At 62.9% G+C, this 15,181-nt stretch carries 14 protein-coding genes; 4 read left to right on the top strand and 10 right to left on the bottom strand.

What is annotated here, in order from left to right:
- Positions 1-144: 144 nt before the first annotated feature.
- The 10 genes from NJH59_RS11745 to hmpA form a co-directional block, all read right to left on the bottom strand.
- Positions 145-519 carry a YkgJ family cysteine cluster protein gene (locus tag NJH59_RS11745; protein ID WP_043864412.1) on the bottom strand — a complete coding sequence of 125 codons (375 nt, stop codon included), beginning with the start codon at positions 517-519 and terminating at the stop codon, positions 145-147.
- Positions 520-698: 179 nt separating this feature from the next.
- Positions 699-1,934, bottom strand: coding sequence for an alanine transaminase (alaC, locus tag NJH59_RS11740; RefSeq protein WP_043864411.1), 1,236 nt, complete (start codon positions 1,932-1,934; stop codon positions 699-701).
- Between the two features lie 148 nt (positions 1,935-2,082).
- Positions 2,083-3,210, bottom strand: a complete 1,128-nt coding sequence (locus NJH59_RS11735; protein ID WP_058541385.1) for a hypothetical protein — start codon at positions 3,208-3,210, stop codon at positions 2,083-2,085.
- An 821-nt stretch (positions 3,211-4,031) separates the two neighbouring features.
- Positions 4,032-4,919 (bottom strand): heme o synthase, encoded by an 888-nt coding sequence (cyoE, locus tag NJH59_RS11730; RefSeq protein ID WP_043864408.1) that lies wholly within the window; start codon positions 4,917-4,919, stop codon positions 4,032-4,034.
- Between the two features lie 11 nt (positions 4,920-4,930).
- A complete protein-coding gene (cyoD, locus tag NJH59_RS11725; protein WP_043864407.1) occupies positions 4,931-5,263 on the bottom strand; it encodes a cytochrome o ubiquinol oxidase subunit IV in 333 nt (110 codons plus the stop codon).
- Entirely contained in the window at positions 5,264-5,887 is a 624-nt protein-coding gene (cyoC, locus tag NJH59_RS11720; protein WP_043864406.1) for a cytochrome o ubiquinol oxidase subunit III, read from the bottom strand. It abuts the gene before it with no gap.
- Positions 5,888-5,890: 3 nt separating this feature from the next.
- A complete protein-coding gene (gene cyoB, locus NJH59_RS11715; RefSeq protein WP_043864405.1) occupies positions 5,891-7,909 on the bottom strand; it encodes a cytochrome o ubiquinol oxidase subunit I in 2,019 nt (672 codons plus the stop codon).
- Positions 7,910-7,912: 3 nt separating this feature from the next.
- On the bottom strand, positions 7,913-8,854 hold the full coding sequence (gene cyoA, locus NJH59_RS11710) for a ubiquinol oxidase subunit II (protein ID WP_043864404.1): 942 nt from the start codon (positions 8,852-8,854) through the stop codon (positions 7,913-7,915).
- Positions 8,855-9,416: 562 nt separating this feature from the next.
- Positions 9,417-9,923 carry a disulfide bond formation protein B gene (locus tag NJH59_RS11705; RefSeq protein ID WP_043864403.1) on the bottom strand — a complete coding sequence of 169 codons (507 nt, stop codon included), beginning with the start codon at positions 9,921-9,923 and terminating at the stop codon, positions 9,417-9,419.
- Between the two features lie 181 nt (positions 9,924-10,104).
- Positions 10,105-11,286 carry an NO-inducible flavohemoprotein gene (gene hmpA, locus NJH59_RS11700; protein WP_088515291.1) on the bottom strand — a complete coding sequence of 394 codons (1,182 nt, stop codon included), beginning with the start codon at positions 11,284-11,286 and terminating at the stop codon, positions 10,105-10,107.
- Between the two features lie 155 nt (positions 11,287-11,441).
- Here hmpA and norR point away from each other — a divergent pair, with 155 nt between their 5' ends.
- From norR to NJH59_RS11680, 4 genes are all read left to right on the top strand, one after another.
- Complete coding sequence (gene norR, locus NJH59_RS11695) at positions 11,442-12,989, top strand: nitric oxide reductase transcriptional regulator NorR (protein ID WP_043864401.1); 1,548 nt, start codon at positions 11,442-11,444, stop codon at positions 12,987-12,989.
- Between the two features lie 81 nt (positions 12,990-13,070).
- Positions 13,071-13,970, top strand: a complete 900-nt coding sequence (locus tag NJH59_RS11690; protein ID WP_043864400.1) for a chemotaxis protein — start codon at positions 13,071-13,073, stop codon at positions 13,968-13,970.
- A 165-nt stretch (positions 13,971-14,135) separates the two neighbouring features.
- A complete protein-coding gene (locus NJH59_RS11685) occupies positions 14,136-14,441 on the top strand; it encodes a hypothetical protein (protein ID WP_253086820.1) in 306 nt (101 codons plus the stop codon).
- The gene (locus tag NJH59_RS11680) at positions 14,420-15,181 is read left to right on the top strand and encodes a YkgJ family cysteine cluster protein (protein WP_078479911.1); all 762 of its coding nucleotides are present in this window, start codon (positions 14,420-14,422) and stop codon (positions 15,179-15,181) included. Before NJH59_RS11685 ends, NJH59_RS11680 begins: the two co-directional genes overlap by 22 nt.

The raw sequence follows: 15,181 nt of genomic DNA, 5'->3' as shown, positions 1-15,181 counted from the left end.
TACGATTCCAGTGCTGGAATATGTAGCCGCTTTCCCGGAGCCCTTGCGCAAAGGCGTTACGTCAAATGGTGTTAATACTTTGGCAATGGGCCCCGTGAATACGGGGCCTCGTCAAACTTACAGCGTCAGCCAACCGACGAACGGTCAGGCCACCTCCGGGTCTTCGGCGGGCCAGAACGGCTCGTTGGCTTCCAGAGGGGGCAGGCCGTGGGCGGCCCGCGCCGCGTTGCAGTCGTCGTTGGGCTGGCCATTGACCCAGGCGGCATCGAACTCGCGGCAGGGGCTGGAGCGCTGGGCATAGAGCGAACAGCTGACGCTCTTGCCGATCTCGCCTTCAAGCCCTATGCAGCGACACGGCTTGGCGTCGGTGCCGATCATCGCCACCCGGGTCGGGTTGATCTGCACCACCAGTTCATCAGGCACGACACCCCCGGCCGAGGTGCATTCACCCCAGAAAAAGGACACACGGAAATACGCGCAGCAGGCACCGCAAGTCAAACAAGGATTGTTTTCGGACATGATTTGGGAGGGGGGGAGAAGTATCGTTGGAGGGAGAAACCCGACGATCATTCTATGCTTCGGCGTGGCGTTGAAAAGGGGGGCAGTGAAAGAAATATGGGCGGCCGACGGAAGGCGGTGTCGCGCCCTTCGCCGGCAAGGCCGGCTCCTACGGGAGCAGGCCTTGCCGGCGAGGTGCATCACGACGTGCGTGAAGCCCTGGCCGCCTTCGGCGCCTCGATGCCATCGGCACGGAACATCTGGCGGATGCCGCGCACCGCCTGGCGAATGCGGTCCTGGTTCTCGATCAGGGCAAAGCGCACATGGTCATCGCCATAGTCGCCAAAGCCGATGCCCGGCGACACGCATACCTTGGCTTCGGCCAGCAGCTTCTTGGCGAACTCCAGCGAACCCAGGTGCGCGTACTGCTCGGGGATCTTGGCCCACACGTACATCGAGGCCTTGGGGTTCTCGACCATCCAGCCGGTCTCGTGCAGCCCCTTGACCAGCACGTTGCGCCGCTGGCGGTACTGCTCGGCGATGTCGCGCACGCACTGCTGGTCGCCTTCGAGCGCCGCGATCGCCGCCACCTGCAACGGGGTGAAGGTGCCGTAGTCGTGGTAGCTCTTGATTCGCGCCAGGGCGTTGACCAGCTCCGGGTTGCCGACCATGAAGCCGATCCGCCAGCCGGCCATGTTGTAGCTCTTGGACAGCGTGAAGAACTCCACGGCGATGTCCTTGGCACCCGGCACCTGCATGATCGACGGGGCCTTCCAGCCGTCGTAGACGATGTCGGCATAGGCCAGGTCGTGGATCACCAGCACGTCGTACTGCTTGGCCAGTGCCACCACCCGCTCGAAGAAGTCCAGCTCCACGCACTGCGCGGTGGGGTTGGAGGGGAACCCCAGGATCATCATCTTGGGCTTGGGGATCGACTCGCGGATCGCCCGCTCCAGCTCGTTGAAGAAGTCCACGCCGGGCACCAGCGGCACCGAACGCACCTGGGCCCCGGCGATCACCGCGCCGTAGATGTGGATCGGGTAGCTGGGGTTGGGCACCAGCACGGTATCGCCGTGGTCCAGGGTGGCCAGCATCAGGTGGGCCAGGCCCTCCTTGGAGCCGATGGTGACAATGGCTTCGGACTCGGGGTCGATCTCGACGTCGTAGCGGTCCTTGTACCAGTGCGAGATGGCCCGGCGCAGGCGCGGGATACCGCGCGAGGTGGAGTAACCGTGGGTGTCTTCGCGCTGGGCGACCTGTACCAGTTTTTCGACGATGTGCGGCGGCGTGGCCCCGTCGGGGTTGCCCATGCTCAGGTCGATGATGTCTTCGCCACGACGGCGCGCGGCCATCTTGAGTTCGGCGGTGATGTTGAATACGTAGGGGGGGAGACGATCTATGCGCGCAAAGCGGCGCGGCGAACCTTGGTCAGCCATGGTTACCTCGAGGACGTAAGCGCCCGGAACCGTCCGAGCGACGTTGGCCACTGCGGTGGCCGAGGCAGAAGATAGTGCCTGCAGGCAATGCCTGTAAAGTGGATTCGATCGCGGGCCGCGCAGCGCGGCCGCGACCGATGCCGCGGTGTCAGCACAGACGCTCGAACGACAGCGAGCGCCAGCTCCCCACATCCAGGCCCTCCTCCGGAGCCATGTGGGCCCCGCGCACGAAGCTGAAAGCCTTGCGCATATCGCCCTGGTGGACCAGCCGATGCTCCCCTTCGGACTCGCTCAGCAGCGTGTAGGAGTGCTTGCGCATGGCCCTGTAGCGGGCATCGTCGCGGTCCATGGCATCCAGGTAGTCGGCCACCTGCCCTTCGCTCAGCTCAAGGCGTTTTTGCAGCGTCACGCCCCAGCGGGTCAGGCAGGTTTCGGCAAAATGGCGCACGATCAGGCCCGGGTCGGGCAGCTCGTTGCCGGCACTGGCGCCATCGGCCGAGGCATTGCCCACCAGCGTGGCGTGGCGTCCTGGCAGCGGAAAGATGTGGACACGGGTATCGGGGTAGGTGGACGGGATGACGCAGGCGAAGCCCTTGGAGCGCTCGTCGCGAGAAAAGAAACCCACGTACTCCTTCACGTTGGTGCGCAGGTGCAGGCGGTGTGGCTGCAGGTTGTTGATCCCGGGCACGGGGTCGATGGCAAAGATGTTCACCGGCACGTGGGCCAGTTGCGGGTCGTCGGCCATGGCGTTGGCGAGCATGTGGGCACTGATGCCGCCGCGGCTCCAGCCCACGATATTGACCTGATCGGGAATCAGGCCGTCCTTGCGGTGCATGCGGATGATGCCTTCCTGGAGTTGCTGCGGGGTCACACCGCGGTCGCCATAGTCGTACTGGCGCCAGAACCAGGAACCCTCCTTCTTCACGTCCTCGATCGGCACGCCGGCTGACTTCAGGCGGTTGTAGTCCTGCTCGGTGAGTTTTTCGCGCTGCCAGGTGCAGGAGCCCTTGATGACCTGCAGGGCGTGGGCCACGTTCTGCTCCCAGCCGGCGCCGAACAGGGTGCCGGTGAGGCCGTATTCCTTGTTTTCGATGAACAGGTCATCGGCCTGCAGGTTGCCGCTGCCCGGGCCGTCGATGGCGATCCAGTTGGCGAACTCGCGGCTCTGGTCGTTGGAAGCAAGGGTGGCGACCAGTTCGCCGTTCCAGAAATTGGGGTTCTGGTCATCGAAACGGTGCGATCCGGTGCCGCAGAAGTAAACGGTCAGAATGCTCATGGCGGTGTGCTCCTTGGGGTGGGGAGCCGTCACGCTAGCAATGCCGGGGGTTGCGTGTTCAGCGGGGAGTGGTGCCCGGGTGGGAGGGATTGCCGGCCGTTGGCACGCACCGATCCAGAGGCCTTGCTCCGGCTGGTGATCTTGCTCTGGTTTTTGATCTGCTTTTGATCTGCTTTTGATCTTCTGGCCCTTCAGGAGGCCGAGTGGAGCGCCTGCGTAGTGGGGTGTAGGGCCATGGATGGCCCGGAAAGTGCCGACGGGCAGGGACGCCCGTGCGGCGCGGCCCCCGGAGCAGGTGCGGAGCGAGGGGACCCGGAGCGAAGCGTAGGGCCGTATGCAGGGCCCAGCCTTTTTGGTTACTTTTGGGGCGTTTGCCAAAAGTGACCCGCTGTAAGAGCGGAAGGCGCCGCTCGCAGCGCTATCCATGTCGGATAATCACACCGACATGAAAATCGACAATCATGTGCTTATCCAGCATGGATATCGACATTTAGGGCCCCTTCCGCTCTTACAGCGGCTTACTTTTTTCTTGGAAAAAGTAAGCAAAACCGCTCCGTCCAGCATCCGGCCCTACGCTTCGCTACGGGTCCCCTCACTCCACCCACGCTCCGTGGGGCCGCGCCGCACGGGCGTCCCTGCCCGTCGGCACTTTCCGGGCCATCCATGGCCCTACACCCCACTACACGCGGGCTCCATTCGGCCTCCTGAAGGACGGAAAGATCAAAAGCAAAAGCAAGAGCAAGAGCAAGAGCGAAGCCGTTTCTGAAGGGCAAAAAAAACCCCGGCACCTTTCGGCCCGGGGTCTCTTTCAACACATCAGATCAATGCGCGTAGGTCAGCAGCAGCTCGGTCGGCACCTTGGTGTCCAACGACATCATCACGCTCAACGCAGTGATGGTGAAGATGGAAAACACGAACAGCTTGCGCGCCCACAGGCGATCATCCACAGCCTTGTAGCCGGTCCAGGCCATGTACAACCAGTACATGCCCATCGCCGCCGCAACAGCCATGTAGCTCATGCCGGCATAACCACCGATGGTCAGCATCAGGGTCGCTGCCAGGAACGCCACGATGTACCAGAGGATGTGTTTCTTGGCCACCAGGATGCCACGCTTGACCGGCAGTACCGGAATCGAGGCCGCCAGGTAGTCGTTGAAGCGGAAGATCGCGATCGCATAGGAATGCGGCATCTGCCACAGGCTGAACATCACCAGCAGGGTCAACGCAGCCAGGTCGAAGCTGTTGCTCACGGCGCAGTAGCCGATCACCGGAGGCATGGCACCGGACAGGCTGCCTACCAGGGTGCCGTGCACCGATTTGCGCTTCAGGTACAGGCTGTAGAAACCCACGTAGATGATGAACCCGATCAGGCCGAACAACGCTGCCAGGGCATTGGCCTGCACGTACAGCAGGCCAAGCCCGGCCACCCCGAGCAGGGTGGCGTAGGCCAGCGCGATCTTCAGCGAGACCTGCCCTTGAACCATCACACGGTTCTTGGTGCGCTCCATCTTGATGTCGATGTCACGGTCGATGCAGTTGTTGAACACGCAACCGGACGCCACCACCAGCGAAGTGCCGATCACCGTGGCCAGGAACAGCATGAAGTCCACATGCCCTTGCGCGGCAAGGAAGAAACCGCCTGCCACAGAAAGCACGTTACCGAAAATGATCCCCGGTTTGGTGATTTGGATAAAGTGCTTAAAGGACATGCCGTCTTACCTCACTTCGCCATCATGCTGGTGTGGATGCTGAACATGATCCACAGCGACAGGCCGACCAACAGTGCAATGACCAACCCGGTGAACAGGAAGGCGCTGACGTTCTCACGCTGCTCTGGCGAACGGTCCAGGTGCAGGAAGTAGTACAGGTGCACGACGATCTGGATGACCGCGAAGGCCACCACGATCAGTACGGTCATGTCTTTGGGCAAGGTCGGGTACATCACCAGACCGAACGGGATCAGCGTCAGGATCACCGACAGTACGAAGCCGATTGCGTACGACTTCACGCTGCCGTGGCTGCCCTCGGCGTGCTCGTTATGTGCGTTAGCCATTTACAGAACCCCCAGCAGATAGACAACGGTGAATACGCAGATCCAGACCACGTCCAGGAAGTGCCAGAACAGGCTCAGGCAACCCATGCGGGTCTTGGCCGAACCGGTGATGCCCTTCTTCTGGATCTGGTACATCATCACGGCCATCCAGATCAGACCACCGGTCACGTGCAGACCGTGGGTGCCGACCAGGGCGAAGAAGCCCGACAGGAAGCCGCTGCGCTGCGGGCCGAAGCCTTCGCTGATCAGCAGGTGGAACTCGTTGACTTCCATGACGATGAAGCCAAGGCCGAGCAGGAAGGTGACTGCCAGCCAGGCCAGTACACCGTTCTTGTTGCCCTTGTACATCTGCAGCATGGCGAAGCCGAAGGTGATACTGGAGAACAGCAGCAGCGCGGTTTCAGCCAGTACATACGGCAGTTCGAAGATGTCGTGACCCGACGGGCCGCCGGCAAAGTTGCCGGACAGCACCGCGTAGGCTGCGAAGATCGACGCAAACAGGATGCAGTCGGTCATCAGGTACAGCCAGAAACCGAATACGGTCATCTGGCCCGAGTCGTGGTGTTCTTCGTGCCCATGGTCGTGACCATGAGCAGCATCAGCATTGATTACATGACTGGACATTGATTAAACCCGTTCAAACGATTCGACAGGCGCACCGACTGGCGAGCCGGTAGCCAGACCGAGGTGCTTCAGACGCTCACCTTCGATACGTGCCACTTCCTCGGCAGGAACCATGTAGCCCTGGTCGTCACGCGCAGCGTGAGCAACGAAGACAGCGATGGTGCCGATCAGGCCGACCGCGGCCAACCACCAGATGTGCCAGATGGTGGCGAAACCGAAGACGGTCAACAGCGCGCCCATGTACAGACCGGTAGCGGTGTTGTTCGGCATGTGGATCGGTGCGTACTGGGCCGGAGCCTTGTAGGCGATACCGGCGCGCTTGGCTTCGGTCCATGCGTCCAGGCCGACTTTTTCCGGCATGGTGGCGAAGTTGTAGAACGGCGGTGGCGACGAGGTCGACCATTCCAGGGTGTGCGCATTCCATGGGTCGCCAGTGACGTCCATGTTGTCCTTGCGATCGCGGATCGACACGTACAGCTGGATCAGCTGGCAGGCGATACCGAACAGGATCAGCACGGCACCGACCACGGCCACGTACAGGTACGGTTCCCAGGCAGGGTTGTCCGAGTGGTTCAGACGACGGGTCATGCCCATGAAGCCCAGTGCGTACAGCGGCATGAAGGCCACGTAGAAACCGGAGATCCAGAACCAGAAGGCAGCCTTGCCCCACTTCTCGTTCAGGGTGAAACCGAAGGCTTTCGGGAACCAGAAGGCGAAGCCGGCAATGTAGCCGAACACCGCACCACCGATGATCACGTTGTGGAAGTGAGCGATCACGAACAGGCTGTTGTGCAGCACGAAGTCAGCACCAGGTACGGCCAGCAGTACGCCGGTCATGCCGCCGATCGAGAAGGTCACCATGAAGCCCAGGGTCCACAGCACTGGCGCGGTGAAGCGCAGACGGCCCTGGTAGATCGTGAACAGCCAGTTGAACAGCTTGACCCCGGTCGGGATCGAAATGAGCATGGTCGCCAGACCGAAGAAGGTGTTGACGCTGGCGCCCGAACCCATGGTGAAGAAGTGGTGCAGCCATACGCCGAAGCCCAGAACCGAGATCGCACCCGAGGCGTAGATCATCGACTTGTGGCCGAACAGGCGCTTGCCGGTAAAGGTCGAGATGACTTCCGAGAACACGCCGAACGCCGGCAGGATCAGGATGTACACCTCAGGGTGACCCCATGCCCAGAACAGGTTGACGTACATCATCGGGTTCCCACCAAGCTCGTTGGTGAAAATGTGGAAGTCCAGATAACGGTCAACGGTCAGCAGTGCCAGGGTCGCGGTCAGGATCGGGAACGAAGCCACGATCAGGATGTTGGCCCAGGTGCAGGTCCAGGTGAAGATCGGCATGTCCATCAGCTTCATGCCAGGGGCGCGCATTTTCAGCACGGTGGCCAGGAAGTTGACACCGGTCAGCGTTGTCCCCAATCCGGATATCTGTAGCGCCCAGATGTAGTAGTCGACACCGACCCCAGGGCTGTACTGGATACCCGCCAGCGGTGGATAGGCCACCCAGCCGGTCTTGGCGAACTCGCCCACGCCCAGGGAGATGTTGACCAGCGCAACGCCGGACACCAGCAGCCAGAAGCTCAGGGAGTTGAGGAACGGGAAGGCAACGTCACGTGCACCGATCTGCAGAGGCAGGGCCAGGTTCATCAGGCCGGTGAAGAATGGCATCGCCATGAAGATGATCATGATCACACCGTGAGCGGTGAAGATCTGGTCATAGTGTTCAGGAGGCAGATAGCCCTCGGCGCCGCCAGTGGCCATGGCCAGCTGGGTACGCATCATGATGGCGTCGGCAAAGCCGCGCAGCAGCATGACCATCGCGACGATGATGTACATCACCCCGATCTTCTTGTGGTCGACCGACGTCAGCCACTCGGTCCACAAGTAGGTCCACTTGCGGAAATAGGTGATTGCAGCAACCAACGCGAGACCGCCGAGCGCGATCATGGCGAGGGTCACCATGACTATCGGCTCGTGATACGGGATCGCGTCCAGACTAAGTTTACCGAACATCTTTTACTCCTCTGCCCCAGCAGCTGAATGCATACTCACGTCCATCGCTTCGGCCGCTTCTTTGTGCTCTTTCTTCTCGTGCACCACCGGCTTGCCACGGTTCATGCCCTCGTACTTGTCGACGATGGACTGGAACATGTTTTCCGGGGCCACGCTGTAGAGCGCAACCGGGTTGTTTTCGCTAGGTTTGGCCAGAGCCTCGTAGGTGGCCTTGTCCAGTTGTTGCGGCGACTGCTTGACCTCGTTGACCCACGCCTCGAAATCTTCCTGGGACGTGGCGATCGCCTTGAACTTCATGCCGGTGAAGCCGGCACCGCTGTAGTTGGCGGAGATCCCGTCGAACTCGGCGTTCTGGTTGGCAATCAGGTGCAGCTTGGTGGTCATGCCCGCCATCGCGTAGATCTGGCCGCCCAGGCCCGGGATGAAGAACGAGTTCATCACGGCGTCGGAGGTCACGCGGAAATTGACCGGGGTGTTGGCCGGGAAGACGATCTTGTTGACCGTGGCAATGCCCTGTTCCGGGTAGATGAACAGCCATTTCCAGTCCAGCGCGACCACGTCGATCTGCACCGGCTTCACGTCGGAATCCAGTGGACGGTACGGGTCCAGCTTATGGGTGGAGAGGTAGGTGACATAACCCAGGGCGATGATGATCAGCACCGGGATGGACCATACGGCCACTTCGATCTTGGTCGAGTGCGACCAGTCAGGGGTGTAGGTGGCAGCCTTGTTGGAGGCGCGATACTTCCACGCGAACGCGATCGTCATGAAAATGACAGGAATCACCACCAGCAACATCAGGCCGGTAGCGATCAGGATCAGGTTCCTTTGCTCAATGCCGACCTGGCCCTTCGGGTCGAGCAGGGTCCAGTTGCACCCACTGAGTAAAAGCATGCCTAAAAAGGGCAGAATGCCAAACAGTCTGGGGTAACGCTTTTTACTCATCTCACGACCTCTAGAGCAGCTTGCTTCAATGCAATTTGTGTTTTGGTCGCCAACACTTCGTCCTGCCAAGCGTCAGCATTTATGGGATCGAATACGGTCACGCCGGAATTCAGCTGCGGCTGCTCGGCAGAACCGGTGTGCAACGGTGCTTATTGTTTTGACTTCGTAGGCAATCAGGCCTGTTTACAGACCAATTCCATTTGGTGCGGAAAATCACGGGAGGGGGGTCAGCCCGGCATCGCCGCAGGCGATGCTCGTCAGAGTCACGAAAGGGGCCGGAGCTCCTTTAATCCTGCAACTCGCAAGCGGTGCCGAACGGAAATTGGGGGCGATTGTAGTGACGTAACATGGCCATGACTATGACTTATTGAGCAACAGTCCTTTACAGAAAACGTAACAATAGCGCAGCAAAAATCAATTTCGCGACAGTTTGTCGCACCCCTGGCTGTAGCCCTGAAATGCCCGTACCGCAAGGGTTGGGACTTGATCCAGGTCAACCTGGAGGCGACTTCTTCGGAAAATTCTCAAGCCCTGCGCACTTGCCTCGACACGGGACTTTTGTCTAACGCTGGCGACGGTTGCGGTAGATGCCCAGCGGCACCAGCACGGCGGTCAGCACGAAGGCCAGCAGCGCCCATTGCGCCAGCGACAGCCCCAGCACCGGCGGGTACGGCGTCGAGCAGAAACCATCCACCTGGAACACCAGCGGCAGCACCGAGGCCAGCGGCAGGCCGTCGACGATCGGCTGCAGTGTGTCGATGCCGCAGCTGACGGCCGGGTTGGCCAGAATGTAGGCGTGGTTGCCCGCTGCAGCAATGCCGCCGATGGCGCTCAGCACCACCAGGGCCTCGAACAGCGTGAGGCTGCGCCGCCCGGGCATGGCCGCACCGATGAAGGCGAACAGGGCGATGAACAGCAACGCATAGCGCTGAAGGATGCACAGTGGACACGGTGCCTCGCCCAGCACGATCTGCATGTACAGGGCACCGCCGATCAGCGCCAGGCAGATGGCGCCCAGCAGTACCAGAAAGCGCCGTTCCCGATTCAGGCGCTGCGTTAGATCGTTCATTCCCGTTCCCTTCACTAGATAGGTGGCTCAAGCCTGGGCGCAATTCTACACGCCGACCATGACCACAGGGAGTGAAGGTTAAACCGATTAAAAGAAGATTAAGGTCGGCAGCTTAGCCGGCGCCTGCAGCACATACGCTTAGCTGCAGGCGCCGGCATTGCCGGCGAACAGGCCCCGGCCCTTACTCGAGTGCCGCCGCCGGCCCAAAGAACTCGTAGCGGCTCTGCTGCTCCGGCACCCCCAGGGCCTTGAGCTGACGCCTGATCGCCGCCATGAAGCCCTTGGGCCCCAGGAAGTACGCGTCCAGGTCACGCTCGACCGGCAGCCACTGCGCCAGTTGATCCTGGCTCAGCAGCCCCACGGCGTCGGCCGGCAGGCTCACCCCATCATCCTCGGCGTAGCAATAGAAGCGCTTGAGCTGCGGATGACGCGCCGCGCGTTCGTCCACCCAGTCGCGAAACGCATGCACCGCACCGTTGCGCGCGCAATGAATGAAGTGCACCAGGCGACCGCTGGCCAGGGCCGCGTCGAGCATCGCCAGGGTCGGGGTGATCCCTACCCCGCCGCTGATCAGCACCAGCGGCTTGTCGCTGGCGCTCAGGGTGAACTCGCCCGCCGGCGGGAACAGCTCCAGGGTATCGCCCACCTGCAGGTGCTCATGCAGGTAGTTGGACACCTTGCCGCCCGCCTCGCGCTTGACGCTGATGCGGTACTCGCGGCCGTCACCCAGCGCCGACAATGAATAGTTGCGCCGGTGCTCCTGGCCATCGATCTGCACCTTCAGGCCCAGGTACTGGCCGGGCTCGCCTTTGAGGACCGGGCCGCCATCGAGCGGGGCGAAGTGGAACGAGACGATCTCGCTGCTCTCCTGCACCCGCGCCGCCAGCCGGAACGCCCGCGCACCGCGCCAGCCACCCGGCGCCTGGGCCTTCTGCTGGTACAGGCCCTCTTCGGCGCCGATCAGGATATCGGCCAGTTGCTGGTAGGCCGCGCCCCAGGCCGCGATGACCTCGGGGGTGGCGATCTCCTTGCCGAGCACCTCTTCGATGGCACGCAGCAGGCAGGCGCCGACGATCGGGTAATGCTCGGGCAGGATCTGCAGCGCCACGTGCTTGTTGATGATCTGGTTCACCAGGCCGCCCAGTTGCTCGAGCTGGTCGATATGGCGTGCATACATCAGTACGCCATTGGCCAGCGCCCGCGGCTGGTCGCCGCTGGCCTGGTTGGCCTGGTTGAACAACGGACGCACCTCGGGGTATTCGCTGAGCATCAGTTTGTAGAAATGCGTGGTCAGCGCCTCGCCGCCGCTTTCAAGCAGCGGAACGGTGGCTTTGACGATGGCACGATCTTGGGCATTGAGCATGGGTAACTCCCGGGCCTTATGGCTTCTGGATAATCTACCCGGGTTGTTTCAGCTTTCGTGCCAACTATTAAATCCATATAAATCAATAGCTTGAATATTTTTGAGTCAAATTGACCACAGCCCTGCTAGAGTCATAAAGACTCGAAGGAGTCATCATGACCGCAAAATCCCTGCTTACCGCACTGCTGCCCCTGGTCAGCGACCTGTCTCGCGAGCTGCCCGAACGCGAACGCTACCGTCGCCTGCTCGAAGCCATGCGCGCCCTGTTGCCATGCGACGCCGCCGCGCTGCTGCGCCTGGATGGCGAATGGCTGGTCCCCCTGGCGGTGGACGGCCTGAGCCCCGACACCCTGGGCCGGCGCTTCAAGGTCAGCGAACACCCGCGCTTCGCCGCCCTGCTCAGCCGCAGCGAGCCGACCCGCTTTGCCAGCGACAGCCAACTGCCCGACCCCTACGACGGCCTGGTCGAGGGCCTGCACCAGCACCTGGAGGTACACGACTGCATGGGCTGCCCGCTGTTCGTCGACGAACGGCCCTGGGGCCTGATCACCCTCGATGCGCTGGCCCCGGAGCGCTTCCAGCAGGTCGAGCTGGACGCCCTGCAGGCCTTCGCCAGCCTGGCCGCCGCCACGGTCAACGTGGCGCAACGTATCGAACGCCTGGCCCTGCGCGCCGAAGACGAACACCAGCGCGCCGAGATCTACCGCCAGGCCAGCGGCCAGCAGCACCAGGAACTGATCGGCCAGAGCAAGGCCCACAAGCACCTGCTCGAAGAGATCCGCCTGGTCGCCGGCAGCGACCTGACCGTACTGGTCACCGGTGAAACCGGGGTCGGCAAGGAGCTGGTGGCCCAGGCCATCCACCAGCAGTCGGCGCGTGCCGACAAGCCGATGATCAGCCTCAACTGTGCCGCCTTGCCCGACACCCTGGTCGAGAGCGAGCTGTTCGGCCATGTGCGCGGCGCCTTCACCGGCGCGGTGGGCGAGCGACGCGGCAAGTTCGAGCTGGCCAACGGCGGCACACTGTTTCTCGACGAAGTGGGCGAACTGTCGCTGGCCGTGCAGGCCAAGCTGCTGCGCGTGCTGCAAAGCGGACAGCTGCAGCGCCTGGGCTCGGACCAGGAGCACCAGGTCGATGTACGCCTGATTGCCGCCACCAACCGCGACCTGGCCGAGGAAGTGCGTGCCGGGCGCTACCGCGCCGACTTCTACCACCGCCTGAGCGTGTACCCGCTGCGGGTGCCGGCGCTGCGCGAGCGCGGGCGCGACGTGCTGCTGCTCAGCGGCTACTTCCTGGAGCAGAACCGCTCGCGCATGGGCCTGAACAGCCTGCGCCTGAGCAGCGATGCCCAGGCCGCGCTGCTGGCGTACGACTGGCCGGGCAATGTGCGCGAACTGGAGCACCTGATCGGCCGCTCGTCGCTCAAGGCGCTGGGCCAGCACCCCGAGCGGCCGAAGATCCTGACCCTGGAGGCCCGCGACTTCGACCTGCCCGGCGCCGGCCCGGGCGCAGCGCCCAGCGTGGCGGCGCCACTGCCACCACCGCCCGGCACCGACCTGCGCCAGGCCCTGGACCTGTACCAGCGCCAGCTGATCGAGGCCTGCCTGGAGCGCCACCAGCACAACTGGGCCAGTGCCGCGCGCGAGCTGGGCCTGGACCGCGCCAACCTCAGCCGCCTGGCCCGCCGACTGGGGCTACGCTGAAGTGCAGTGGCGGATTAAAGCCTGGCGTGCTCGGGTCGATAACCCGGCAGATCCCTTATTCTCTTTGCCCTGAAGGTGCCTATGGCCTCGCAAAATGCCCGCGCCGACTCGCTGTCGCTGCTGCTGTTCACCCTGCGCAGCGGCAAGCTGATGGCAATCAACCTGCTCAAGGTCAGCGAGATCATCCCTTGCCCGCCCCTGACCAAGCTCCCGGAATCGCACCCGCACGTCAAAGGCGTGGCCACCCTGCGGGGCAACTCGCTGTCGGTCATCGACCTGTCGCGCGCCATCGGCGAGCGCCCGCTGGAAGACCCCAACGGCGGCTGCCTGATCGTCACCGACATCAGCCGCTCCAAGCAGGGCCTGCACGTGCAGGCGGTGAGCCGCATCGTGCATTGCCTGAGTACCGACATCAAGCCGCCGCCCTACGGGTCGAGCAGCAAGGCATTCATCACCGGGGTAACCCAGGTGGACGGCACGCTGGTGCAGGTGCTGGACATCGAAAAGGTCATTCACGGCATTGCGCCGCCGCCGCGTGAAGTGAGCAGCAGCGAGCTGAACCCCGAAGACGCCGCCGTTCTGCAGGCCACCAACATACTGGTGGTCGATGACAGCCATGTGGCACTCCACCAGTCGGTGCTGACCCTGCGCGGCCTGGGGCTGGAATGCCATACCGCCAAGAGCGCCAAGGATGCCATCGACACCCTGCTGGAGCTGCAGGGCACCGACCGGGAGATCAACGTGGTGGTCTCGGACATCGAGATGTCCGAAATGGACGGCTACGCCTTCACCCGCACGCTGCGCGAAACGCCTGACTTCCAGCACCTCTATGTACTGCTGCACACCTCGCTGGACAGCGCGATGAACAGCGAGAAAGCCCGGCTGGCAGGGGCGAACGCGGTGCTGACCAAGTTCTCCTCGCCGGAACTCACCGATTGCCTGATCGTGGCAGCGCGGGCGGTGGCTTTCGCCGAGCGCTGAGCCGGCCCCCTTCGCCGGCAAGGCCGGCTCCTACAGGCACCGCGTACCTTTGTAGGAGCCGGCCTTGCCGGCGAAAAAAACCGGACAAACGCTGAAACGCTCCCGCTCCTGCAAAAATCGACGCTCTGGCATAATCAGCGGCCTGCCCCCCATGAGCCGCCCATCATGAAAACCCTTACCTTTACTCTGCTGGCCCTGTTCAGCCTGGGCGCCCACGCCTCCAGTGATCAAGCCTGGGCTAACCACGAAAAAGCCCTGACCAGGGCCTGCCTCGCCGCCAGCCAGTTCAAGGATGCCCGACCCGCCAGCAAGCCGGCCGAGTTCGACGACCGCGTCGGCTACAGTGCCCTGCTGATCAGCGGCCACTACCCGCAAAAGCACATGAAGAACCAGCAAGGCAGCGAGCTGTGCCTGTTCGACAAGCAGCGCAAGACCGCCTTCATCACCGAATGGACCCCCGCCAAACCGTGACCAGCGCTGCAACCTCACTCCAGTTCGACTGCACCGGCTGTGGCAAATGCTGCAATGGCCACCACGTTCCCCTGACCCTCGACGAAGCGCGCCACTGGGTGGCAGATGGCGGCCAGCTCATCGTGCTGGTGGAAGCCTTTCTGGCCAACGGCCTGGGCCTGCCCGACGCCCAGCGCGAGCACGCCACCCGCCGTGCCTGCGCCGTGCCCTGCGGCAGTACCCAGGCACACGTGGCCATCACCTTCGCCGCGTTCAACCCCGGCGCCTGCCGCAATCTGGATGCCGACAACCTGTGCCGCATCTATGAGCGCCGGCCGCTGGTGTGCCGCATCTACCCGATGGAAATCAACCCGCACATCCCGTTGCGCCCCGACGCCAAGGACTGCCCGACCGAAGCCTGGCAACGCGGCCCGGTACTGATCCACGGCAGCCAGCTGATGGACCGCCAACTGGCCGAGCTGATCGAGCGCTCGCGCCAGGCCGACCGCGACGATATCCACGCCAAGGTGCAGATCTGCCAGCAACTGGGCATCACCACCAGCGCGCTCAAGGGCAACGGCTTCACCGCCTACCTGCCCGACACCGGGGCGCTGCACGCCGCCCTGCATGCCCCGGGCAACGCCGCGCTGGCGCCCTGGACCCTGCACGTGGAAAACCCGGCACTGGTCGAGCAACTGCATCAGGCCGGCGCCCGGGTGTGCAGCACATCGGCTGGCCACTACAGCTTCATCGGTTTCTGA

It is taken from the genome of Pseudomonas sp. VE 267-6A (genome assembly GCF_024126555.1).
Taxonomy (GTDB): domain Bacteria; phylum Pseudomonadota; class Gammaproteobacteria; order Pseudomonadales; family Pseudomonadaceae; genus Aquipseudomonas; species Aquipseudomonas palmensis.
The sequence above is the reverse complement of the archived record's forward strand: the minus strand, read 5'-3'. Positions and strand labels throughout refer to the sequence as shown.

Bases quoted from the DNA above. Each gene is read 5' to 3' on its own strand.
- NJH59_RS11745 (WP_043864412.1), bottom strand. From the start codon at position 519: ATGTCCGAAAACAATCCTTGTTTGACTTGCGGTGCCTGCTGCGCGTAT.
- alaC (WP_043864411.1), bottom strand. From the start codon at position 1,934: ATGGCTGACCAAGGTTCGCCGCGCCGCTTTGCGCGCATAGATCGTCTC.
- NJH59_RS11735 (WP_058541385.1), bottom strand. From the start codon at position 3,210: ATGAGCATTCTGACCGTTTACTTCTGCGGCACCGGATCGCACCGTTTC.
- cyoE (WP_043864408.1), bottom strand. From the start codon at position 4,919: ATGTCCTTTAAGCACTTTATCCAAATCACCAAACCGGGGATCATTTTC.
- cyoD (WP_043864407.1), bottom strand. From the start codon at position 5,263: ATGGCTAACGCACATAACGAGCACGCCGAGGGCAGCCACGGCAGCGTG.
- cyoC (WP_043864406.1), bottom strand. From the start codon at position 5,887: ATGTCCAGTCATGTAATCAATGCTGATGCTGCTCATGGTCACGACCAT.
- cyoB (WP_043864405.1), bottom strand. From the start codon at position 7,909: ATGTTCGGTAAACTTAGTCTGGACGCGATCCCGTATCACGAGCCGATA.
- cyoA (WP_043864404.1), bottom strand. From the start codon at position 8,854: ATGAGTAAAAAGCGTTACCCCAGACTGTTTGGCATTCTGCCCTTTTTA.
- NJH59_RS11705 (WP_043864403.1), bottom strand. From the start codon at position 9,923: ATGAACGATCTAACGCAGCGCCTGAATCGGGAACGGCGCTTTCTGGTA.
- hmpA (WP_088515291.1), bottom strand. From the start codon at position 11,286: ATGCTCAATGCCCAAGATCGTGCCATCGTCAAAGCCACCGTTCCGCTG.
- norR (WP_043864401.1), top strand. From the start codon at position 11,442: ATGACCGCAAAATCCCTGCTTACCGCACTGCTGCCCCTGGTCAGCGAC.
- NJH59_RS11690 (WP_043864400.1), top strand. From the start codon at position 13,071: ATGGCCTCGCAAAATGCCCGCGCCGACTCGCTGTCGCTGCTGCTGTTC.
- NJH59_RS11685 (WP_253086820.1), top strand. From the start codon at position 14,136: ATGAAAACCCTTACCTTTACTCTGCTGGCCCTGTTCAGCCTGGGCGCC.
- NJH59_RS11680 (WP_078479911.1), top strand. From the start codon at position 14,420: ATGGACCCCCGCCAAACCGTGACCAGCGCTGCAACCTCACTCCAGTTC.